Origin of the sequence: Janibacter sp. A1S7, assembly GCF_037198315.1 — a bacterium.
Lineage (GTDB): Bacteria > Actinomycetota > Actinomycetes > Actinomycetales > Dermatophilaceae > Janibacter > Janibacter alittae.
In genome coordinates, this window is sequence record NZ_CP144913.1 from 718,547 (window position 1) to 739,927 (window position 21,381).

General features: G+C 69.8%; 21 protein-coding genes. 16 read left to right on the plus strand and 5 right to left on the minus strand.

From position 1 onward, the window contains the following. Positions 1-176: 176 nt before the first annotated feature. The 15 genes from V1351_RS03580 (at position 177) to V1351_RS03650 (ending at position 14,599) form a co-directional block, all read left to right on the plus strand. Positions 177-1,358 carry an ABC transporter substrate-binding protein gene (locus V1351_RS03580; protein ID WP_338750784.1) on the plus strand — a complete coding sequence of 394 codons (1,182 nt, stop codon included), beginning with the start codon at positions 177-179 and terminating at the stop codon, positions 1,356-1,358. Between the two features lie 30 nt (positions 1,359-1,388). Beyond that, the gene (locus V1351_RS03585) at positions 1,389-2,294 is read left to right on the plus strand and encodes a branched-chain amino acid ABC transporter permease (RefSeq protein ID WP_338750786.1); all 906 of its coding nucleotides are present in this window, start codon (positions 1,389-1,391) and stop codon (positions 2,292-2,294) included. After that, the gene (locus V1351_RS03590; RefSeq protein ID WP_338750788.1) at positions 2,291-3,253 is read left to right on the plus strand and encodes a branched-chain amino acid ABC transporter permease; all 963 of its coding nucleotides are present in this window, start codon (positions 2,291-2,293) and stop codon (positions 3,251-3,253) included. Before V1351_RS03585 ends, V1351_RS03590 begins: the two co-directional genes overlap by 4 nt. After that, on the plus strand, positions 3,250-4,101 hold the full coding sequence (locus tag V1351_RS03595; protein WP_338750790.1) for an ABC transporter ATP-binding protein: 852 nt from the start codon (positions 3,250-3,252) through the stop codon (positions 4,099-4,101). Before V1351_RS03590 ends, V1351_RS03595 begins: the two co-directional genes overlap by 4 nt. After that, positions 4,098-4,811: an ABC transporter ATP-binding protein gene (locus V1351_RS03600; protein ID WP_338750792.1), complete on the plus strand. Its 714-nt coding sequence runs from the start codon at positions 4,098-4,100 to the stop codon at positions 4,809-4,811. The genes V1351_RS03595 and V1351_RS03600 overlap by 4 nt, the downstream gene beginning before the upstream one ends. Before the next feature lie 106 nt (positions 4,812-4,917). Then, positions 4,918-6,648 (plus strand): 2,3-epoxybenzoyl-CoA dihydrolase, encoded by a 1,731-nt coding sequence (gene boxC / locus V1351_RS03605; protein ID WP_338750794.1) that lies wholly within the window; start codon positions 4,918-4,920, stop codon positions 6,646-6,648. A gap of 4 nt (positions 6,649-6,652) precedes the next feature. Next, positions 6,653-8,236, plus strand: coding sequence for a benzoate-CoA ligase family protein (locus V1351_RS03610; RefSeq protein WP_338750796.1), 1,584 nt, complete (start codon positions 6,653-6,655; stop codon positions 8,234-8,236). Further along, positions 8,233-9,252, plus strand: a complete 1,020-nt coding sequence (locus V1351_RS03615) for an NAD(P)/FAD-dependent oxidoreductase (protein WP_338750798.1) — start codon at positions 8,233-8,235, stop codon at positions 9,250-9,252. Before V1351_RS03610 ends, V1351_RS03615 begins: the two co-directional genes overlap by 4 nt. A gap of 13 nt (positions 9,253-9,265) precedes the next feature. Next, entirely contained in the window at positions 9,266-9,595 is a 330-nt protein-coding gene (gene fdxA, locus V1351_RS03620; RefSeq protein ID WP_338750800.1) for a ferredoxin, read from the plus strand. Between the two features lie 7 nt (positions 9,596-9,602). After that, on the plus strand, positions 9,603-10,475 hold the full coding sequence (locus V1351_RS03625) for an amidohydrolase family protein (protein WP_338750802.1): 873 nt from the start codon (positions 9,603-9,605) through the stop codon (positions 10,473-10,475). A 1-nt stretch (position 10,476) separates the two neighbouring features. Further along, a complete protein-coding gene (locus V1351_RS03630) occupies positions 10,477-11,034 on the plus strand; it encodes a gamma carbonic anhydrase family protein (protein ID WP_338750804.1) in 558 nt (185 codons plus the stop codon). Between the two features lie 2 nt (positions 11,035-11,036). After that, on the plus strand, positions 11,037-11,573 hold the full coding sequence (locus tag V1351_RS03635) for a DUF6158 family protein (protein WP_338750806.1): 537 nt from the start codon (positions 11,037-11,039) through the stop codon (positions 11,571-11,573). Next, positions 11,570-12,781: a 3-oxoadipyl-CoA thiolase gene (gene pcaF, locus V1351_RS03640; protein ID WP_338750808.1), complete on the plus strand. Its 1,212-nt coding sequence runs from the start codon at positions 11,570-11,572 to the stop codon at positions 12,779-12,781. The genes V1351_RS03635 and pcaF overlap by 4 nt, the downstream gene beginning before the upstream one ends. Positions 12,782-12,800: 19 nt before the next feature. Further along, the gene (locus V1351_RS03645; RefSeq protein ID WP_338750810.1) at positions 12,801-13,592 is read left to right on the plus strand and encodes an enoyl-CoA hydratase/isomerase family protein; all 792 of its coding nucleotides are present in this window, start codon (positions 12,801-12,803) and stop codon (positions 13,590-13,592) included. 158 nt (positions 13,593-13,750) lie between these two features. Further along, positions 13,751-14,599 (plus strand): PHP domain-containing protein, encoded by an 849-nt coding sequence (locus tag V1351_RS03650; RefSeq protein WP_338750812.1) that lies wholly within the window; start codon positions 13,751-13,753, stop codon positions 14,597-14,599. Positions 14,600-14,794: 195 nt separating this feature from the next. On the opposite strand, the gene V1351_RS03655 is transcribed toward V1351_RS03650, so the two are convergent. From V1351_RS03655 to V1351_RS03675, 5 genes are read right to left on the minus strand one after another with little or no spacing between them, the layout of a single operon-like run. Continuing rightward, entirely contained in the window at positions 14,795-15,676 is an 882-nt protein-coding gene (locus tag V1351_RS03655; protein ID WP_338750814.1) for a PaaX family transcriptional regulator C-terminal domain-containing protein, read from the minus strand. A gap of 6 nt (positions 15,677-15,682) precedes the next feature. Further along, positions 15,683-16,096 (minus strand): RidA family protein, encoded by a 414-nt coding sequence (locus tag V1351_RS03660; RefSeq protein ID WP_338750816.1) that lies wholly within the window; start codon positions 16,094-16,096, stop codon positions 15,683-15,685. Further along, the gene (locus V1351_RS03665) at positions 16,093-16,878 is read right to left on the minus strand and encodes an SDR family NAD(P)-dependent oxidoreductase (RefSeq protein WP_338750818.1); all 786 of its coding nucleotides are present in this window, start codon (positions 16,876-16,878) and stop codon (positions 16,093-16,095) included. Before V1351_RS03665 ends, V1351_RS03660 begins: the two co-directional genes overlap by 4 nt. 8 nt (positions 16,879-16,886) lie before the next feature. Next, entirely contained in the window at positions 16,887-17,714 is an 828-nt protein-coding gene (locus V1351_RS03670) for an enoyl-CoA hydratase family protein (RefSeq protein ID WP_338750820.1), read from the minus strand. 10 nt (positions 17,715-17,724) lie between these two features. Beyond that, positions 17,725-18,906 (minus strand): acyl-CoA dehydrogenase family protein, encoded by a 1,182-nt coding sequence (locus V1351_RS03675; protein WP_338750822.1) that lies wholly within the window; start codon positions 18,904-18,906, stop codon positions 17,725-17,727. A gap of 80 nt (positions 18,907-18,986) precedes the next feature. On the opposite strand from V1351_RS03675, the gene V1351_RS03680 reads away from it, so the two are divergent. Then, complete coding sequence (locus V1351_RS03680) at positions 18,987-21,353, plus strand: bifunctional salicylyl-CoA 5-hydroxylase/oxidoreductase (protein ID WP_338750824.1); 2,367 nt, start codon at positions 18,987-18,989, stop codon at positions 21,351-21,353. The last annotated feature ends 28 nt before the right edge of the window (positions 21,354-21,381 follow it).

Genomic DNA, 21,381 nt, shown 5'->3' on the forward strand with positions numbered 1-21,381 from the left:
CGGTGGTCCGGCTCGGGACGAGCGATGCCCGTGCGGGATCAAACTACTACGAAACGATTTCGATACGACTATTGACTGTAGAACTAATCCCCGCCATTCTCGGGACAACCGACGACCGGACCCGCGCACGCTGTCGAGCCCGGTCGTGACTCAATGACGAGCCCCCTGGAGTACCCATGCGCAGCACCCGAGCCCTGCCCCTGGCCATCACCGCGACCCTCGCGCTCACCGCCTGCGGTGGATCCGCACTCTCGGGCGACGGAGGTGACGGTGGCGGGGACGACAGCACGGTCACCGTCGGCCTCCTCGTGCCGAAGTCCGGGGTCTACGCCCCGCTGGGCGAGGACATGGAAGCCGGCTTCGACCTCTACCTCGAGGAGAACGACGGGCAGCTCGGCGGCAAGGACGTGGAGGTGAAGGTCGTCGACGAGGGGGGCGGCCCCGACGACGGCGTTCCGGCCGGCACGAAGCTCGCCCAGGACGACTCGATCGATGCCGTGGTCGGCATCGTCAACTCGGCCGTGGCCCTGGGCCTGACCGACGCCTTCGCCGAGGCGAAGAAGCCACTGATCATCGCCAACGCCGGCGCCGACGCCATCACCGGCGACGGCGCCTCCGAGTACGTCTGGCGCACGAGCTTCGCCAACGGTGAGATCGGCGCCGCCATGGGCGAGCACGTGGCCGAGAACGTGGACGGTGAGGTCTACCTCGTGGGCCCGGACTACGCAGCGGGGGAGGAGTTCCTCGCCGGCTTCAAGGAGACCTTCGAGGGCGCCGGTGGCGAGATCGCGGGCACCCAGATGACCCCCTTCGGCACGACGACGAACTTCCAGCCGTACCTGCAGAAGGTGCGCAACGCCGACCCGGCCGCCGTCTTCGCCTTCTACGCCGGCTCCGAGGCGGTCACCTTCGTCAAGCAGTACGACAGCCTCGGTCTGCACGAGAACGTCCCCTTCTACGCCACCGGGTTCCTGACCGAGGGCGGCGCGCTCGACGCGCAGGGCAAGGCCGCCGAGGGCATCTTCACCTCGCTGCACTACTCATCCGCGCTGGACAACGAGAAGAACCAGTCCTTCGTCAAGGCCTACGACGAGGCGACCAACGAGGTGCCGACCGTGTACTCCGTGCAGGCCTACGATGCGGCCGCGGCCCTGGACCAGGCGCTGGAGACCGGCACCTCGGGTGACGAGATCGTCGAGGGACTGCAGGGCGTCGAGGAGATCGACAGCCCGCGCGGGCCCTGGTCCTTCACCGACAACCAGGGTCCGGACCAGACGTACTACCTGCGCAAGGTGGCCGACCAGGACGGCGCATGGACGAACGTCATCGAGGGCGAGCTCACCCAGCCCTCCTCCTGACCCGTCCGCACCACAGTCAGGAGTGAACCTGTGACCGCACTGACGGCCAACGTCATCGCCGACAACGCGGTGACCATCGTCGACGGGCTCGCCTTCGGTGTCCTGCTCTTCGTCATCGCGCTCGGCCTGTCCCTCGTCTTCGGCGTCATGGACGTCCTCAACCTCGCCCACGGGGCGATCTACCTCGTCGGCGCCTACATCGCCGTCGCCCTCATCGGGGGCGGCACGACGCTGACGCTGGTGGCCTTCGTGGGTGCGATCATCGCCGCCGCCGTCATCGGCGGGCTGGGGGGCTGGGGCCTGTCGGCGATGGTCCGGCCGGTCGCCGGTCGGGGCCACCTGGACCAGGCCCTGCTCACGCTGGGCATCGCGCTCGTCGTGGCGGACCTGATCTCGATGCAGTTCGGCAACGAGGTGCAGACCATCCCCGCGCCGACGGGACTGGACGGCAGTGCGACGATCTTCGGCCAGTCCTATCCGGTCTACCGACTCGTCGTCATCGTCGTCGGTGGCCTCCTCGCCGTCGGGGCGCTCTACGTCATCGAGCGCACCCGCGTCGGCTCGCTCGTGCGCGCCTCGGTGGTCGACCCCGAGATGGTCTCCGCCCTCGGGGTCGACACCAAGAAGCTCGTCGCCGGCGTCTTCGCCGCCGGCGCGGCCCTCGCCGCCGCCGGCGGGGTGATCGGCGGCCCGATCCTCTCGGCCTACCCCGGCCTGGACAACCACGTGCTGCTGCTCGGCCTCGTCGTCGTCGTCATCGGCGGCCTCGGCTCGGTCAGCGGCGCGCTCGTGGGGGCCTTGCTCATCGGGCAGATCGAGACACTCGGCGTCTCGCTCCTGCCGAGCCACGCCTCCTTCCTCGTCTTCGGTGCGATGGGCCTGGTCCTGCTCCTGCGGCCCCAGGGGCTGCTCGGGCAGAAGGAGGCCCCGGCATGAAGGACCGTTCCTCCTCGATCATCGCGCTGGTCGTCGTCCTGGCCCTCGTGGCCGTTCCGCTGGTCCTGCCCGCCGACACGGCGAATGTCCTCAGCAGGGTCCTGGCCCTCGCCCTCCTCGCGGTGAGCCTCGACCTGCTCGTCGGTGTCTCCGGGATGCCCTCGCTCGGACATGCCGCTCCCTTCGGGGTCGGCGCCTACACCGCTGCTCTGGTGACTCGGGACATCGACGCCTTTGCCCCCGTTCCCCTGCTCGCGGCGGTGGTCACCGGCGGGATCTTCGCGGTGGTCACCGGCGTGCTCATGGTTCGCACCAAGGGGACCTACTTCCTCATGCTCACCCTGGCGATCGCCGAGCTGACCCACGTGCTCGCCCAGCGCTGGGACAGCCTCACCGGCGGGACCAACGGCCTCTACGGCATCCCGTCGATCACCCTGGCTCCCGGCGGCGAGGCGGTGACGCTCGCGGGCATGCGCTACTGGTGGATCCTGCTGGTCTTCCTCGTCGGCTTCGTCATCGTCTGGTGGACCTCGCGCTCCCTGCTGGGTCGCTCCCTGCGCGGTCTGCGGGACAACGAGGAGCGGATGGGCTCACTCGGGTACGACACCTTCCGGCTCAAGTTGGCCGTCTATGCCATCGCCGGGGCAGTCGCGGGCGCGGCGGGGTCGATGTGGGTGGCGCAGAACCGGTTCGTCTCGCCGGCGGACCTCGGCTTCGAGGTCTCCGCGATGGCACTGCTCGCGGTGGTCCTCGGCGGTCGCGGCCGGCTCTGGGGTGCGGTCCTGGGCGCCGCCATCGTGACGATCGTGCGCGACGACATCGGGGCACTGCTCGGTGGCCGCGGCCCGCTGCTGCTCGGCCTCGTCTTCATCGTGGCGGTCTACCTGCTGCCCCGTGGCTTCGCCGGTACCGACTGGCGGGGCATGCTCATCCGACGCACCCAGGAGGAGAAGGCATGACCGCCGACGCGCACGCGGTGACACCGGCGCTGACCCTGCGCAACGTCACCAAGAGGTATGGCGCGCTGACTGCGGTGGACGACGTCAGCCTCGAGGTGGCGAAGGGAGGTAGGCATGCGCTCATCGGCCCCAACGGTGCCGGGAAGTCGACCCTGTTCAACCTCGTCTCCGGTGGTCTGCCGACGACGTCCGGCCAGGTGCTGTTCGCCGGCGAGGACGTCACGAGCCGGTCTGCTGCCTGGCGGGCGCGCAGGGGGCTAGGCAAGACCTTCCAGCACAGCTCGCTCTTCCTGTCGATGAACCCGCTGGACAACGTCGCACTCGCGGCGCAGCGGGTCGCCGGCAAGGGGATGTCGTGGCTGACCTCGTCGGCGAAGCGCACCAGCGAGATCGACGATCTCGCGGAGCAGTGCGTCGCCGACGTGGGACTGACCGACCGGTCGCACATCATGACCGGCACCCTCAGTCACGGCGAGCGCCGCCAGCTCGAGGTCGCGGTGGCCCTGGCGACCCGGCCCAGGCTCCTCCTGCTCGACGAGCCGGCCGCGGGGATGTCCCCGGCGGAGAGTCAGCGCTTCGCCGAGCTCGTGCGCTCCCTGCCGCAGGACCTCACCGTCGTGATCATCGAGCACGACCTCGACCTGGTCTTCCAGCTGGCAGAGCGGGTCAGCGTGCTCCACCTGGGAGCGCTCATCGCCGACGGCCCCGTCGACGAGGTGCGCGAGGACCCCCGTGTCCAACAGGCCTATCTCGGCGAGGGGTCGCTCGAGGAGCTCTTTCACGACGCCCCTCCGCCGGCGTCCACTGCACCCACCGTGCCCACCACGACCGAGGAGACCCCCGCATGAGCGCCGCTGGAGCAGACCTGAGGATCCACGGGGTGGAGGCCGGGTACGGCGGCAGCACCGTCCTCACCGGCGTCGACCTGCACCTGGCCGCCGGCGAGACCGTGGCCCTGCTCGGACGCAACGGTGTCGGCAAGACGACCCTCATGTCGACGATCATGGGTTTCGTCCGGACCCTCGAGGGGAGCATCCACGTCGGTGGCGAGGACGTCACGTCCCTGCCCACCCACGCCCGTGCCCGGGTCGGCGTGGCCATCGTCCCCCAGGGACGGCGGGTCTTCGCCCCGCTGACCGTCCACAACAACCTGCGCATCGCCGAGAGCAAGCGATCCGGCGACTGGACCCTCGAGCGGGTCTACGAGCTGATGCCGCGGTTGCGCGAGCGGCGCGGCAACCGCGGCGACCAGCTCTCCGGAGGTGAGCAGCAGATGCTCGCCATCGGCCGGGCCCTCCTGCTCGGCCCACGCGTCCTGCTCCTCGACGAGCCCTCCGACGGGCTGGCCCCCGCGATCGTCGAGCAGGTCATGGGCATCGTGCGAGAGCTCGCGGGGGAGGGCATCACCGTCCTCATCGTCGAGCAGGACCTGCGCGCGGCCTTCTCCGTCGCCGACCGCATCTCGGTGATGGAGAAGGGACGCATCGTCCACGAGAGCACCGTCCACGAGTTCAGGTCGGACGCGGACCGCGCCCGTCGCCTCCTTGGTGTTGCGTAAAAATACTACAAGGTCTTGACGAGACGTGTACGTACTGTAGAAGATAGAGGGGTGCCCCGACGTCGTGGCCTCCGCGACGTCCGATTCCGATACGGAAGGTTTTGACGTGAGCGAGACCACGATCGACCAGGCTGCCGCGCCCAGCGGCGGAGACGACCGGACGACGGGGACGCCCCCGGTCGTCGAGTTCCGCACCTCGCCGGAGAAGTACCGCCACTTCTCCATCGAGTACGACGGCGACGTCGCCACGGTCAAGCTCGCCGTGGACGAGCAGGGCGGCATCGTGCCCGGCTACGAACTGAAGATGAACTCCTACGACCTCGGCGTCGACATCGAGCTCTACGACGTCGTCCAGCGGCTGCGTTTCGAGCATCCCGAGGTCAAGGCGGTCGTCATGACCGGTGGGACCGAGCGGATGTTCTGCGCCGGAGCCAACATCCGGATGCTCGCGGGGTCCCCGCACAGCTGGAAGGTCAACTTCTGCAAGTTCACCAACGAGACCCGCAACGGCATCGAGGACGCGACCGCCAACTCCGGACAGACGTGGATCGCCGCCCTCAACGGCACCGCCGCCGGTGGTGGCTACGAGCTTGCGCTCGCCTGCGATGACATCGTCCTCGTCGACGACAACTCCTCGACGGTCTCCCTCCCCGAGGTGCCCCTGCTGGGTGTCCTCCCCGGGACCGGCGGCCTGACGCGCGTGGTCGACAAGCGCCTGGTGCGCAAGGACCGCGCCGACCTCTTCGCGACGAAGTCCGAGGGCTACCGCGGAGACACCGCTGTGGACTGGGGCTTCATCGACGCGACCTTCCCGCGTGGCTCCTGGGACGAGGAGATCGGCAAGCGTGCGCATGCCGCCGCCGCGCGGTCGACCCGCGCCGGCGCAGCCGGCGAGGGCGTGGAGCTGACCGAGCTGAAGCGCACCATCGATGGCGACACGATCAGCTACTGCCACGTCAACGCGTCGATCGACCGTGCCGGCCGCCGCGTCGACATCACCGTCTCCGCCCCGACGGAGCAGCCGCCGGCCGACGTCGAGGCCGCCCGCGCGCAGGGCGTCGACTACTACCCGCTGGCGCTGGCCCGCGAGCTCGATGACCTGATCCTGCACCTGCGCACCAACGAGCTGCTCATCGGCACCTGGGTCCTGCGCGCCATCGGCGACCAGGGCCTCGTCCTCGCCCACGACGAGAAGCTCGCGGACTGGGCGGACCACTGGTTCGTCAACGAGGTGAACCACTACCTCAAGCGCACCCTGAAGCGTCTGGACGTCACCTCACGCAGTCTCATCGCAGTCATCGAGCCGGGCTCTGCCTTCGTCGGCACCCTGCTGGAGCTCGCGCTGGCCGCGGACCGCCAGTACATGCTCGAGGGCGTCTACGAGGACGTGGACCCGGACGCGGCCCCGGCGACGATCCGTCTGACCGACGCCAACGACGGCAGGTACCCGATGGGCAACGGGCTGACCCGCATCGAGTCGCGCTTCTTCGGTCGGGACGAGGACCTCGCCACGGCCCGGGCCGCCAAGGACGAGGACCTCGACTCCGCAGCTGCAGACCGGGCCGGTCTGGTGACCATGGCCCTCGACGACATCGACTTCGAGGAGGAGCTGCGCATCGTCCTCGAGGAGCGCGCCGCGCTGAGCCCGGACGCACTCACCGGTATGGAGGCCAACCACCGCTTCGTCGGCCCCGAGACGCTGGAGACCAAGATCTTCGGACGGCTCACCGCGTGGCAGAACTGGATCTTCATCCGCCCCAACGCCTCCGGCCCGGACGGCGCCCTGCGTCGCTACGGCTCCGGGCAAAAGGGCGAGTACGACCTGGAAAGGGTTTGAGCCGATGACAGCGGACGGCTTCAACGCAGCAGCCTGGCTCGTCGATCGGGTGGCCGCCGAACGCGGTGGGCACCCGGCCGTCGAGACCCCCGCGCAGAGCGTGACCTACTCGGAGCTCGTCGAGCTCACCGGTCGGGTCGCCGCGGGTCTGCGCTCCCTGGGGATGCGCCGTGACGACCGTGTCGTCTTCGTCGCCAACGACGACATCCCGCTCTTCGCCGGGGTCCTCGGCGCGATGCGTGGTGGGCTGGTCGCGGTGCCCGTCTCGACGATGTACGGCCCGGACGAGCTGGCCGAGATCATCACCGACTCGGGCGCAGTGACGCTCGTCGCGAGCTCCACGTACGCCGAGGCGGTGGCGCGGGCCTGCGCGCAGTGCCCCGACCTGAAGCAGGTCGTCTGGGACGGCGACCCGGGGCAGCACGCCGACGCCGTCGAGGGCGTCGAGCAACTCTCCTGGCAGGATCTCATCACCCGTGGCGCCGCCGCGGACGAGACGGATCGGGCCCCGGTACCGACCGGCTCCGACGCGTGGGCCCTGTGGCTCTACACCTCGGGCACGACCGGCAAGCCGAAGGGGGCGATGCACCGGCACGAGAACATCCGCCTGGTCTGCGACACCTACGGCACGCAGGTGCTGGGAATCACGCCGCAGGACCGCTGCCTGTCCGTCGCGAAGCTCTTCTTCGCCTACGGGATCGGCAACACGATGTTCTTCCCGTTGTCCGTGGGCGCCACCTCGGTGCTCGAGCCCGCTCGTCCGACGCCGGCCTGCATGGCCGAGCGGATCGCGAAGGGGAAGCCGACGCTCTTCTTCGGGGTGCCGACGTTCTACGCCGGTCTGCTCTCCAGCGACATCCCGGACGACACCTTCGCCGATGTCCGACTGGGTGCCTCCGCCGGCGAGCCGCTGCCGCCCGGCGTGCAGGAACGGATGCTCTCGCGCTTCGGCCTGCAGATCCTCGACGGGATCGGCTCGACGGAGTGCCTGCACATCTTCCTGTCCAACCGCCCCGGTGAGATCAAGCCGGGGACGACGGGCAAGGCGGTGCCCGGCTACGACCTGGAGATCCGTGACCTCGACGGTGCACCCGTGGCCGACGGTGAGCCGGGCACGCTCTTCGTCCGCGGCGCCTCCGCGGCCCTGGGCTACTGGCGTCGCGCCGAGGCCACCCGCGCCGTCTTCCAGGGCGAGTGGCTCAACACCGGCGACACCTACGTCCGCGACGAGGAGGGCTTCTACAGCTGCATGGGTCGCTCGACGGACCTGCTCAAGGCGGGTGGCATCTGGGTCAGCCCGACCGAGGTCGAGGACCGCCTGCTGGGGCACGAGGCCGTCACCGAGTGCGCCGTGGTCGGCCACGAGGACGAGGACGGGTTGACCAAGCCGGTCGCCGTGCTCGTCACGCGTGCCGCGGTGACGACGGACGAGATCGACACGTGGTGCCGCGAGGGCCTCGCGTCCTTCAAGCGCCCGCGCAAGGTCTACTTCGTCGACGAGCTGCCGAAGACGGCCACCGGTAAGATGCAACGATTCAAGGTGCGGGCCCTGGTCAAGGAGCTCGATGCCAAGGAGGTGGTGTCATGAGCACCACGACGGTGGACGTGCTCATCGTGGGAGCCGGTCCCGTGGGACTCTTCGGGGCCTACTACGCCGGCGTGCGCGGACTGAGCACCGCAGTCATCGACAGCCTCAGCCAGGTCGGTGGCCAGGTCACCGCGATGTACCCGGAGAAGGAGATCTTCGACATCGCCGGCTTCCCGGCCGTGTCCGGACGGAAGCTCATCTCCAACCTCGTCGAGCAGGCCGCCCCCTACAACCCGACGTACGTCCTGGGTCAGGAGGCGCAGGACCTGCAGCGAGTGAGTGACGAGCAGGGTCGTGAGCGGCTGGTCGTCACCACCAGTGGCGGCGAGACGATCAACACCGGCGCGGTGATCGTCACCGGTGGCATCGGGACCTTCACCCCGCGCACCCTCCCGGCGGGCGAGGACTTCCTCGGCCGCGGGCTGGAGTACTTCGTGCCCAGCTCTGCGGAGTACGCCGGGCAGGACGTCGTCATCGTCGGCGGTGGGGACTCGGCGGTCGACTGGGCCAACATGCTCCACCCGATCGCCAGGTCGGTCACCCTCGTGCACCGCCGCGACAAGTTCCGCGCCCACCACGGCTCCGTCGCGCAGATGGAGTCGGCGCCGGTCGAGGTCGTGCTCAACGCGCAGGTCACCGAGACCGTCGGCGGCGACCGGCTCGAGTCGGTCACCGTCACGCCCAAGACGAAGGGGGAGGAGCCCCACTCCATCCCGTGCACCAGGCTCGTGGCCGCCCTGGGTTTCACGGCCAACCTCGGCCCCCTTCGCGAGTGGGGAGTCGAGCTGCACGACAACCGACACCTCGTCGTCGACCCCGCGATGCGCACCAACGTCACCGGGGTCTTCGCCGCCGGCGACATCACCGAGTACGACGGCAAGGTGCGCCTGATCGCCGTCGGCTTCGGCGAGGTGGCCACGGCCGTCAACAACGCCGCGGTCCACATCGACCCCGACGCGCAGCTGTTCCCGGGGCACTCCACCGACAACCAGCCTGCGGTACCGCAGCCCGCCTGAGAGAGGAATCGACATGCCCTACGTCATTGCCGGGGACTGCCTCGACATCATGGACCAGTCCTGCACGGAGGAGTGCCCGGTCGACTGCATCTACGAAGGGGAGCGCAAGCTCTACATCAACCCCAAGGAGTGCATCGACTGCGGAGCCTGCGAGCCGGTGTGTCCCGTCGAGGCGATCAGCCAGGACCGTCGTGTCGCCGACGACATGAGCGACCACATCGAGGACAACCGACGCTTCTTCACGGAGGTCCTCGACGGGCGCGACGAGCCGCTCGGTGCCCCGGGCGGTGCGCACAAGACCGGGCCCATCGGGGTCGACACCCCCATGGTCAAGGACCTCTGAGGCGCTCGTGCTCGACGGACACACCCTCGTTGACGCGCACGTCCACGTGCCCGTCCTCCCTTCGCTGACCCGGTCGTGGATCGACTGGGCCCGTCAGTTCGGACCCGAGGGTCTGCTCGAGCGGGCGTGGGACGACGACGGGAGGCCCCGCCCGGCGGTCATCGACGAGCTCTTCGCCGGCCAGGGCGTCGATGTCGCCGTGCTCTTCTGCGAGTACAGCCCGAAGGCGACCGGCATGCAGCTCTTCGACGACCTGCTGCCGATCGTCGAGCACAACCCGCAACGCTTCCGGCCGATGGCCAACGTCAACCCGCACCTGCACCACCCGATCGGGGCGGAGGTCCGTCGCCAGCTCGGGCACGGTGCAGCGGGACTGAAGCTGCACCCGGTGCACGGCGGCTTCCGCTGCGACGACCCGATGCTCTACCCGGCCTACCAGGTCCTCGTGGAGGAGGGCGCGCCGCTGGTCGTGCACTGCGGCACCTCAACGTTCTCGGGGTCGGCCAACGAGTACGCCGACCCGACCTATCTGCTGCCGGTGTCGCGGGACTTCCCCGAGCTCGACATCATCCTCGCCCACGGTGGTCGCGGCTGGTGGTACGAGCAGGCGGCCTTCATGGCGATGAGCAACCCGCACGTGTGGATCGAGCTGTCCGGGCTGCCGCCCAAGCGACTACCGCAGTACTACGCGGCGGCCGGGCTGGACCGGTTGGCGCCCAAGATGATCTTCGCCACCGACTGGCCGGGCGTGCCCGGTGTCGACGTCAACGCCCGCGCGGTGGCCGACCTGGTCCCCGCAGAGACGGTGCCGACCGTCCTCGGCGGCAACGCCCTCCACCTCTACGCCAACATGCCGTTGGTGGGAGAGGAGGTGGTCTGACGTGCCCCTCTATGCACTCGGTGACCGCGAGCCGGTCATCCCCGCCTCCGCCTTCGTCCACCCCGATGCCGTGGTCATCGGCGCAGTGACCCTCGGGGAACAGGCGTCGGTGTGGCCGACGGCCGTCCTGCGGGCTGACTTCGGCCAGATCATCGTCGGTGAGCGCACCTCGATCCAGGACGGCACGATCATCCACTGCATCGAGGAGCAACCGACGGCCATCGGCGCCGACTGCGTCGTCGGGCACAACGTCCACCTCGAGGGGTGCACGGTGCACGACGGCTGCCTCATCGGGTCCGGGTCGGTCGTGCTGAACTTCGCGTCCATCGGTGCCGGGTCCGTGGTCGGTGCCGGGGCCGTCGTCACCGAGCACGCCGACATCCCTGCCGGGTCCCTGGCCGTCGGGGTGCCCGCCAGGGCACGACCCGCTCCCGACGAGGCGGCGGAGTGGATCCGCTTCGGCGTCGACGGGTACCTGACCAACTCCACCGTGTACCGCGACCAGCTGCGTCGGCTCGATCGACGCGAGAGCCCGACCGACGCACGACGAAGGGAATGATCATGACCGACGCCACCCAGGGTGTCCCCGCTTCGCAGCTCAGCGACGAGGAGCTGGAGAAGCAGGGCAAGAGCGCCCACGAGACCCGCAACTGGGTCTTCCTGCACGGCAGCGCCGAGCAGTTCGCCCACCACACCGCCCGGATGCTCGAGCTGGAGCGGGAGTACGTGCGCCGTTACCCCAAGCGCACCTGGCAGGGCAGCGGCGGCGCGCCCACCGACCTTGCCCAGACGGCCGCCTCCTGGCGCGAGACCGTCCGCGCCGTCATCGCCCAGCTCGAGCAGCTCGTCGATCTGCCCGACCCGCAGTCCGTGGATGCGCCCGGCGTGGCCGACCCGGCCCACGCCTTCCTGCAGCGCCTCGCGGACAACGGTGGCCGGATGAACAAGCTCGAGGCCCACCAGGCCGCCCGCGAGGTCGGGCTCGATCCCGCGGTGCGCGCCGACCTGTACAAGGCGGAGCCGCCGCTCATCGAGACCGAGGGCAAGGAGCGCGTCCTCACCGACGCCGGTCGCGCCCGCCTGGCGGACGGTCAGTGATCGGGGCCGCCCGCCCCGCCTATCTCGTCGACGGCGTCCGCACGCCCGTCGGCAGGTACGGCGGCGCGCTGTCCACGGTGCGTCCCGACGACCTCGCCGCGCACGTCATCCGTGAGCTCGTCGCCCGGCACCCCGATCTCGACCCGGGCCGTGTCGATGACGTCGTCCTCGGCAACGCCAACCAGGCCGGCGAGGACAACCGCAACATCGCGCGGATGGCCGCGCTGCTCGCCGGGCTGCCGGTGGGGGTGCCCGGGACGACGATCAACCGGCTGTGCGGCTCGGGCCTCGACGCGATGGGGTATGCCGCCCGCGCGATCCGTGCCGGTGATGCCGACCTGATGATCGCCGGGGGAGCGGAGAGCATGAGCCGAGCCCCCTTCGTCGTCCCGAAGTCGAGTACCCCGTTCTCCCGGTCGATGACCATGGAGGACACGACGATCGGCTGGCGTTTCGTCAACCCGGAGATGGAACGGTTGTACGGCACCGACCCGATGCCGCGCACCGCGGAGAACGTCGCCGTCGACTACTCCGTCTCGCGTGCGGACCAGGATGTCTTCGCCCTGCGCTCGCAGGAGAGGGCCGCCGCCGCGATCGCCTCCGGTCGGCTGGCCCGCGAGATCGTCCCGGTCACCGTGCCGCGTCGCAAGGCGGACCCACTCGTCGTCGACACCGACGAACACCCACGCGAGACCTCGCTGGAGGCACTCGGTCGGCTGCGGCCGCTCTTCGAGGGCGGCACCGTCACGGCCGGCAACGCCTCCGGCGTCAACGACGGTGCGGCTGCGCTGCTCGTCGCCTCGGAGGAGGCCGTGGCGACGCACGGGCTCACCCCCTTCGCCCGGATCGACGCGGTGACCGCCGTCGGTGTCGAGCCGCGCGTGATGGGCATGGGGCCGGCCCCTGCCGTGCAACAACTCGTCGAGCGCACCGGCGTCTCCCTGGATGACGTCGGGGTCATCGAGCTCAACGAGGCCTTCGCCTCGCAGGGCCTGGCGGTCCTGCGCGAGCTGGGCGTCGCCGATGACGACCCACGCGTCAACCCCCAGGGGGGCGCCATCGCCCTCGGGCACCCACTGGGCATGAGCGGTGCGCGCATCGCCCTCTCCGGGGGGATCTCGATGGCCGACGGCGACCACGACCACGCGATCATCACCATGTGCATCGGGGTCGGGCAGGGCATCGCCGCGCTGCTCTCCCGCCCCTGACCCGGACGGAACGGAACCCATGACTGCATCCCCGGCGCACCTCGTGCGCATCGACCGCCACGACGACGGCGTCGCCGAGGTCGTCCTCAACCGTCCCGAGGCGATGAACGCCGTCTCCACCGCGATGGCGAACGCCCTCACGGCAGTCGGTGACGAGTTGCGCGCCGACACCGGTGTGCGGGCGGTCGTCGTCACCTCGAGCCACGAGAAGGCGTTCTGCGTCGGCGCCGACCTCAAGGAGCGCAACGGCTTCAGCGACGAGGACCTGCGGGCCCAGCGCCCGGGCAACCGGTTGGCCTATCGGGCGCTGTACGACCTGCCGGTCCCGACCATCGCCGCCGTCGACGGGCACGCCCTCGGCGGGGGGTGCGAGCTCGCCCTGGCGTGCGACCTCATCGTCGCGGGGCCGAAGGCCTCCTTCGCGCTTCCCGAGGTCTCGGTCGGGGTCATCCCCGGCGGTGGTGGCACCCAGCTGCTCACCCGCCGCATCGGGTGGTCGCGGGCCGCGGACCTGATCTTCACCGCGCGTCGCATCGACGGGTCCGAGGCTGCCCGGCTCGGTCTGGTCGACCGCACCGTCGAGGACGCGAAGGGAGAGGCCCTCGCCCTGGCACGGACGATCGCCCAGCACTCGCCGGTCGGGGTGCGCAATGCCAAGGCCGCCATGCGCGGTGGTCTCGACATGGACCTCGACGAGGGACTGGACCTCGAGGACGAGCGGTGGCACGACACGGCCTTCAGCGCCGACCGTGCGGAAGGTGTGCGTGCCTTCGCGGAGAAGCGCCGACCGGAATGGCCGGGGCTCGGCTGAGCGGAGCAGAGCCCGCTCCTCGGTGAACCCTGACGCCGCCCCGCGCCACTGCGCCGGCGTCCGGGCCACGAGGACCTCCGGCCGGGTCGACCGGGAGAAGCGCCGCCGGGCCGACCCGATGCCGGCACGACAACGCCGAGAGGTCATATGGTGGCGATGTGATCGACCTGCACACCCACTCCTCCCGCAGCGATGGGACGGACGCACCCGCGGACCTCATCGCCCAGGCTGCCGAGGCGGGGGTGACCACGATCGCGCTCACCGACCACGACACGACTGCGGGCTGGGTCGAGGCCGCCGCCTCCGCGCAGCGGCACGGCATCTCCCTCATGCGCGGTGCCGAGCTGTCCACCCGCCACCACCGACGCTCGGTGCATCTGCTGGCCTACCTCTTCGACCCCGACGACGCGGACCTGGCCGAGGAGATGCGGCGCACCCGGGAGGACCGGGGCCCGCGGTTGCGGCGCATCGTCGAGCACATGGCAGCCGATGGGTTTCCCATCGCCTGGGAGGACGTCCTGGCGCAGGTACCGGACGGGCCGGTCTCGCTCGGACGACCGCACCTGGCCGACGCGCTCGTCGCCAAGGGGGTCGCCCACGACCGCAGCGAGGTCTTCGCCCGGTGGTTGCACAACGGTTCGGCGTTCTACGAGCCGCACTACGCCACCGCGACCGTCGACGCGGTCCGCCTGGTCCGGGCGGCCGGTGGGGTACCCGTCATCGCCCACCCCTTCGCGGTCCGACGCCAGCGCGCGGTGGACGGTGACGACGTGGCGATGCTCGCCGATGCCGGGCTCGTGGGCATCGAGGCGGACCACCGGGACCTCGACGACGCCGGCCGCGCCCGCGCGCGTCAACTCGCCGCCGACCTTGACCTCGTCGTCACCGGCAGCAGCGACTTCCACGGGGACGGCAAGCCCAACCGGTTGGGGGAGAACACCACCTCGGCAGAGTCGCTCGCCCGCATCGAGGCCATCTCCTCCGGTCTGACACCTGTCCTGCGCTGACCCGGCTCTCGACGCTTGACCCCATCTGGGGTGTCCTTCTGGAGACCTGATACCCACTGCGCCGAATTGACGGCTGGCAGCGCCCTCGTGCTTGGGTTCGCCGGAGAGATCCTCGAGCGTGAAGGAGGGCGTCGCAGCGCTACTCTTCGCGGTCGGCTCTGCGGGGCACATCGCGCTTCGGCAGCGATCGGCCCCTCAGGCCTCGGGTGTGTGGCATACCCGAGGCGGGTCGAAGGCGATCTCTGGAGCCTTCGACGCGGCATGTCGGCGAGCAGGGAGTGCGATCCGGTCGCGCAGTTCGAAGAAGGTCTCTGCCGCTTCCGCCCCACGCCAGTCATCGGGGAGCAGGTCTGTCGGAAGACCCGGATCGAGGTAGGGGAGTCGGCGCCAACTGGTGAGCAGTCCGACATAGTCGGCAAAGGCCATCGCGTCGTCGTGGACGCAGTCGTTCCACGCATCCAGAGTCGGTCGGTACCCGGCCACGATGTCCGAGTACATCAGGTTCAAACTCTCCAGGTCCCACCAGCGGGACACCTGCTCGCGCAGCGGACGGAAACCGAGGTGCTCGGCGCGAAAGAGGTCGAGGTACTCCGTCAAGCCAGCGCGCCCGAGAGTCTCGCGGGCGATGTCCTCGACGTGAGCCGGCGCGATCCAAGCGCCCGCCGAAACGGTGCCGAACCCCAGTCGGGTCAGTAGTGCGCGCAACTTGTGGCGCTTGTCGCGCTCGGACTCGGGGACGCTGAAGACCGCCAGCAGCCATTGGTGGCCGGTGCCGGTCCGCGATCGCTGGAAAATCCGCTGGTCGCCTTCGAACAACACGTCGCTGGCCCGACTGGACAGGGTGTATCCCGCCATGCGGTCCCGCTTCTCCGGGACGAGGAGGCCGCGTTGCTTCAGCCGCCAGACTGCCGACCGGACGGACTGGCTGTCGACGCCCACCTCGGCGAGAAGTCGGATCAACGAACGCACACTGAGCCAGCCGCCGATCTCGCGGGAGTACAGGCCGTAGAGGGTGATGATCAGCGCGCGTGGCGGTGCTGCTCCCTTCGTGGTCCCATGTGTCCGGGTCTCCGACACGGAGGTCTACGCCCCCGTCCGGTGGGGGACCTGGGCCGTGCCCTGCACCTCGACGAGAGCTTCGACGTCCCACAGTCGGGCGACCCCGACCCCGGCCATCGCGGGGTAGTGCGCTCCCACGAGTTGCTTCCAGACCCGTCCGATGTCGCGGGAGCGTGCCTTGTAATCGACCATGTCGACGATGTACACGGTCATCGACACGATGTCTTCGGGGGCCCCGCCGGCCGCCTCGAGCGCGGACAGGAGGTTCCCCAGGGCCTTCTCGAACTGCTCGACGACGTCGTCGCCGACGATCTTCCCGTCCGCGTCGAGTGCGGTCTGGCCGGCCAGGTGGACCGTCGCCCCTCCGGTGATGCGTACCGCGTGCGAGAAGCCCGCGGCCGGAGCTAGGTGGGTCGGGTTGATGCGCTCGAAACTCATGACTGGACCGCTCCTCCGTCGACGTTGATGCCTTGGGCATTGATCGCTCCGCTGGCCACGCAGAGGGCGACCACGTCGGCGACCTCCTCGGCCGTGACCAGCCGCTTGATCGGTTGCCTGCGCTCCAGCAGCCGACGGACCTCCGCCTCGGAGCGAGTGCTGCGTCCCGCGATGTCGGCCACGGACTGATCGGTCATCGGCGTGTCGACGTAGCCGGGGCAGACCGCGTTGACCGTCACCCCGGTGCTCGCGACCTCTGCCGCAGCCGACCGGACCAGACCGAGCACGCCGTGCTTGCTGGCGGTGTAGGCGGCGATCTGCTTCTCGCCGATCTTGGACGCGATGGAGGCGATCACCACGACCCGTCCCCAGCCGCCCTCGATCATGTGGGGCAGCGCCCGCCGCAGGCAGCGAAAGGGTGCGGTGAGGTTCAGGTCGAGCATGCGCTGCCAGTCCTCGTCGGTGGTCTCGGACAGCGGTGCTCCGGTGCCGTTGCCCGCGTTGAGCACGAGTACCTCCACCGGCCCCCAGGCCTGCTCCACGGCCAGGAAGGCAGCGTCCACCTGGTCACCCTCGGTCACATCGGTGGGAACGACGAGCGTCTCCCCGGGCAGCGTGGCGGCGGCCTCGCTCAGCGCGGCCTCGTCCCGGGCGAGCAGCGCCACGCGCAGCCCCTCCCGCGACAGCCGGTGCGCAGCCGCCAGACCGATGCCCTTGCTGGCGCCGGTGACCAGGGCGACCCTGCCACCGGTGGACGCGGCGGCGGTCTCGTCGGTGCTCATCCTGCTGGTCACCGTCCCTTCCACTCCGGCGTGCGCCGTGCGTTGAAGGCGTCGTGGAACTCGGTGTGGTCATGGGTGGTCATCAGCAGAGCCTGGGTCGAGGCGTCGAGCTCGACCGCGGCGGCGAGGCTCATGTCCAGCTCACGGGTGATGAGGGACTTGGTCTCGGCGTAGGCCAGCGTCGGGCCGTCGGCCAGGCGCCGGGCCAGTCCCAAGACGGCGTCGTCGAGGTCGGGGTCGTCCACCAGCCGGCTGACCAGCCCGTACCGGTCCGCGGTCTCGGCGTCGATGGTCTCGCCCAGCATGAGCAGCTCGGTGGCGCGGCCGGCACCCACGACCCGGGGAAGCAGGTAGGCGGCGCCCATGTCACCTCCCGAGAGGCCGACCTTCGTGAACAGGAAGGCGAACTTGCCCGAACGGGCCACCACTCTGAAGTCGGCGGCCAGCGCCACCACGGCGCCCGCTCCGGCCGCGATGCCCTGGATCCCGACGATGATGGGGATCGGGCACTCACGCATGGCCCGGATCACGTCGCCGGTCATCCGGGTGAAGCCGATGAGGTCGCGAGCGTCCATCGTGATCAGCTCGCCGATGATCTCGTTGACGTCCCCGCCACCACAGAAGCCCTTCCCCTCACCGCGGATCACCAGGACGGACACGTCGTCGCGGGTGGGCAGCTCGTGCAGCAGGTCGCGCAGGTCGGCATAGCTCTCGAAGGTGAGCGCGTTCATCTTGTCGGGGCGGTTGAGGGTCACCGTGGCGACGCCGTCGTCGACCTCGAAGCGAAAGTGCTTCCACTCCCGGGTGAAATCGGCTGATGCGCGGTATCGGGTCATCCTGGGCTCCTTACGGGCTCTCGTCGGTCTTGCTCCGGACCTCGCGGACGAGGGACCGGCCGATGATGGTGCGTTGCACCTCGGAGGCGCCCTCGTAGATCCGGGGTGCGCGGACCTCCCGATAGAGGTGCTCCAGGAGGTGGCCGCGTTGCAAGGCGCGGGCGCCGTGCAGTTGCACGGCCTGGTCGACGACCTGCTGCGCGGACTCGGTTGCGTGCAACTTGGCCATGGCCGACGCCTTGGTGATCTCCGCTGCCGAGGCTCCGGAGTCGTACGCTGACGCGGCCGCGTGCACCAGCAGTCGTGAGGCCTCCACCGTGGTCGCCATCTCCGCCAGTGCGTGGGAGACCGCCTGCTGGGCGTGGAGCGGCCCCCCGTGCACCTGACGGTCGACGGACCAGCGGACCGCGCAGTCCAGTGCCGCCTGGGCCATGCCGACGGCGAAGGCGCCGACGCTGGGGCGGAAGAGGTCGAGGGTGCGCATGGCCACCCGGAACCCCGCATCGACCTCACCCAGCACGTCCTGGGGCCCAACCCTGACTCCCTCGAAGGTGAGCCGGCCGATCGCGTGCGGGGCCAGCAGGTCGAGGTGCTCGCCCCCGAGACCCTCGGCGTCCCCGGGGACGGCGAAGGCCGTGACGCCCCGGGCGCCGGCGTCGGGGGTGGTGCGGGCGAAGACGGTGTAGACATCCGCCTCGGGCGCGTTCGAGATCCACGTCTTCTCCCCGAACAGTCGCCAGCCGTCCCCGTCCCGCTCCGCACGCAGTGCGAGCGCAGCGGCGTCGGATCCGGCTCCCGGCTCGGAGAGGGCGAACCCGGCCACCACCTCGCCGGTGATGACTCCAGGGATCCAACGGTCAGCGGTCCGGGAGGTGCCGGACTGGAGGATCGGGTAGCTGCCCAGTCCTTGCAGGGCAAGTGCCGTCTCGGCTGCCGTGTCCACGCCCGCGAGGGTCTCGCGCAGCAGGCACAGTTGCATGGCTGCCGCGTCCCGGGGCGCTTCGTCCGGGGCACCACCGAAGAGTCCGCGGAGGAGACCGAGGTCGCCGAGCTGCCGGAGCAGACGGCGGTCCACATGTCCCTCCTCGTGGCCCCCCCGACGATGGTCGGCGTCGGAGAAGTGGGCCCGTGCGAGGTCCCGCAGGTGGTTGGCGTAGTCGCGTTGGTCCGCGGTCAAGCCGAACAAGAGCATGAAACAAAACTTATAGCGTCTTGACAACGTCCGTCAACATCTCAATACACTGTGGTTTGCGTCATACGAAGGGACATCACATGCGAATTGCCGTCGTCGGGGGAGGGCCCGGTGGGCTCTACTTCGCCCTGCTGACCAAGCAGCTGGGGCCGCACCACGAGATCACCGTCTGGGAACGCAACGCCGCCGATGACACCTTCGGGTTCGGCGTGGTCTTCTCCGACGAGACCCTGGGGGGCATCGAGCATGCCGATCCCGCGATCTACCGGGCGATGCAGGCCGAGTTCGCGCTCTGGGACGACATCGACGTGCACTACCGGGGCGAGATGATCACCAGCGGTGGTCACGGGTTCGCTGCACTGTCCCGCAAGCGGCTGCTGCAGATCATGCAGGCGCGATGTGCCGAGGTGGGTGTCGTCGTCCACTTCGAGACCGCGGCTCCTGACGTCGACGAGCTCTCCGGGACCCACGACCTCGTGGTGGCCGCGGACGGCCTCAACTCGGCGATCCGGGAGCGCTACGCGGACACCTTCCTCCCGTCCCGGGAGGTGCGCGACTGCAAGTACATGTGGCTGGCCACGGACAAAGTCTTCGACGCGTTCAAGTTCTACATCCGTGAGACGCCCTACGGGGTCATGCAGATCCACGGCTACCCCTTCGACGCCTCCGGCAGCACATTCATCATCGAGATGAACTCCCGGGTGTGGGAGCGGGCAGGGTTCACCGATGGTGACCTCGGGCCCGGTGAGTCCGACGTGGAGTCGATCGAGCGTGTGCGGGAGCTGTTTGCCCAGGAACTGGACGGCCACGACGTCGTGGCCAACAACTCCAAGTGGATCACCTTCACCACCATCCGCAACGAGCACTGGCGACACGAGAACGTCGTGCTGCTCGGCGATGCCGCGCACACCGCACACTTCTCCATCGGGTCCGGCACCAAGCTGGCCATGGAGGACGCCTTGTCGTTGGCAGCCTGCCTGCACGAGCAGTCCGATCCGGACGCCGCACTCACGGCCTACGAGGCCGAACGCAAGCCAGTGGTGCAGTCGACCCAGCGGGCGGCGCAGGCGAGCCTGGAGTGGTTCGAGAACCTCGGTCAGTACACCGAGCAGGACCCGCTGCAGTTCGCCTTCAACATCCTCACGCGCAGCCGCCGGGTCACCTACGACAACCTTCGGGTGCGTGACCCCGAGTTCGTCCAGCGACTCGACGAGTGGTTCGCCGACCACGAGAAGTGGCGCGGCCACGGCTCCGGCGACGTCCGGCCGCCGATGTTCCAGCCCTTCGTGCTCGGGGGGCCGGGCAAGGGCGAGCTCGAGCTGCAGAACCGGGTCGTCGTCTCACCGATGGACATGTACAAGGCCGTCGACGGGATGCCGACGGACTTCCACTTCGCCCACCTGACCGGCAAGGCCCTCGGGAGCCCGGGGCTGGTCATGACCGAGATGGTCTGCGTGTCCCCGGAGGGGCGCATCACCCCCGGCTGCACCGGTCTGTGGACGGATGACCAGGCCGGGGGGTGGCGCCGGATCACCGACTTCGTCCACGCGGAGACACAGACGAAGATCGGGCTGCAGATCGGCCACTCGGGCGGCAAGGGGTCGACGAAGCTGATGTGGGAGGGGATCGACGAGCCGCTGGACACCGGCAACTGGGACGTCGTCGCCGCATCCCCGGTCGCCTACAAGCCGGATCTGAACCAGGTCCCGCGCGAGCTCGACCGAGCGGGCATGGACGAGATCCGCCAGCAGTTCGTGGATGCCGCCCGGCGCGGGGGCGAGGCCGGTTTCGATCTGTTGGAGGTCCACTGCGCCCACGGCTACCTCCTCTCCGGTTTCCTGTCGCCGTACACCAACCGTCGCACCGACGAGTACGGCGGCGACGTGGAGGGCCGGCTGCGGTTCCCGCTGGAGGTGTTCACCGCGATGCGCGAGGTGTGGCCCGCCGACCGACCGATGACGGTGCGGATCTCCGCGACGGACTGGGTCGAGGACGGGATCACTCCCGAGGACGTGACCGTGATCGCCCAGGCGTTCTCCGACGCGGGTGCCGCCGCGATCGACGTCTCCACGGGCCAGGTCACCTCTGCCGAGCGGCCGGCCTTCGGTCGGTCGTACCAGACCCCGTACGCGGATGCGATCCGCAACGGTCTGGACATCCCGACCATCGCCGTCGGAGTCATCTCCTCCTGGGACGACGTCAACTCGCTGGTGCTGGCCGGGCGCACCGACCTGTGCGCGCTCGGACGGGCGCACCTCTATGACCCCAACTGGGTCCTGCACGCGGCCGTCGAGCAGGACTACGACGGCCCGGGGGCCAGTTGGCCCGAGCCGTGGCGGGCCGGCCGCCGCAAGCCGCAGACCGGTCGCTCCGACGGGCCCAAACCTCGACTGGAGCTGGTCAGGAAGGGGAGCTCCTCGACCGCCCACCGCAGGTGGCGTCCGTGATCGCCCCTCGCGGTGCCGTACGCATCTC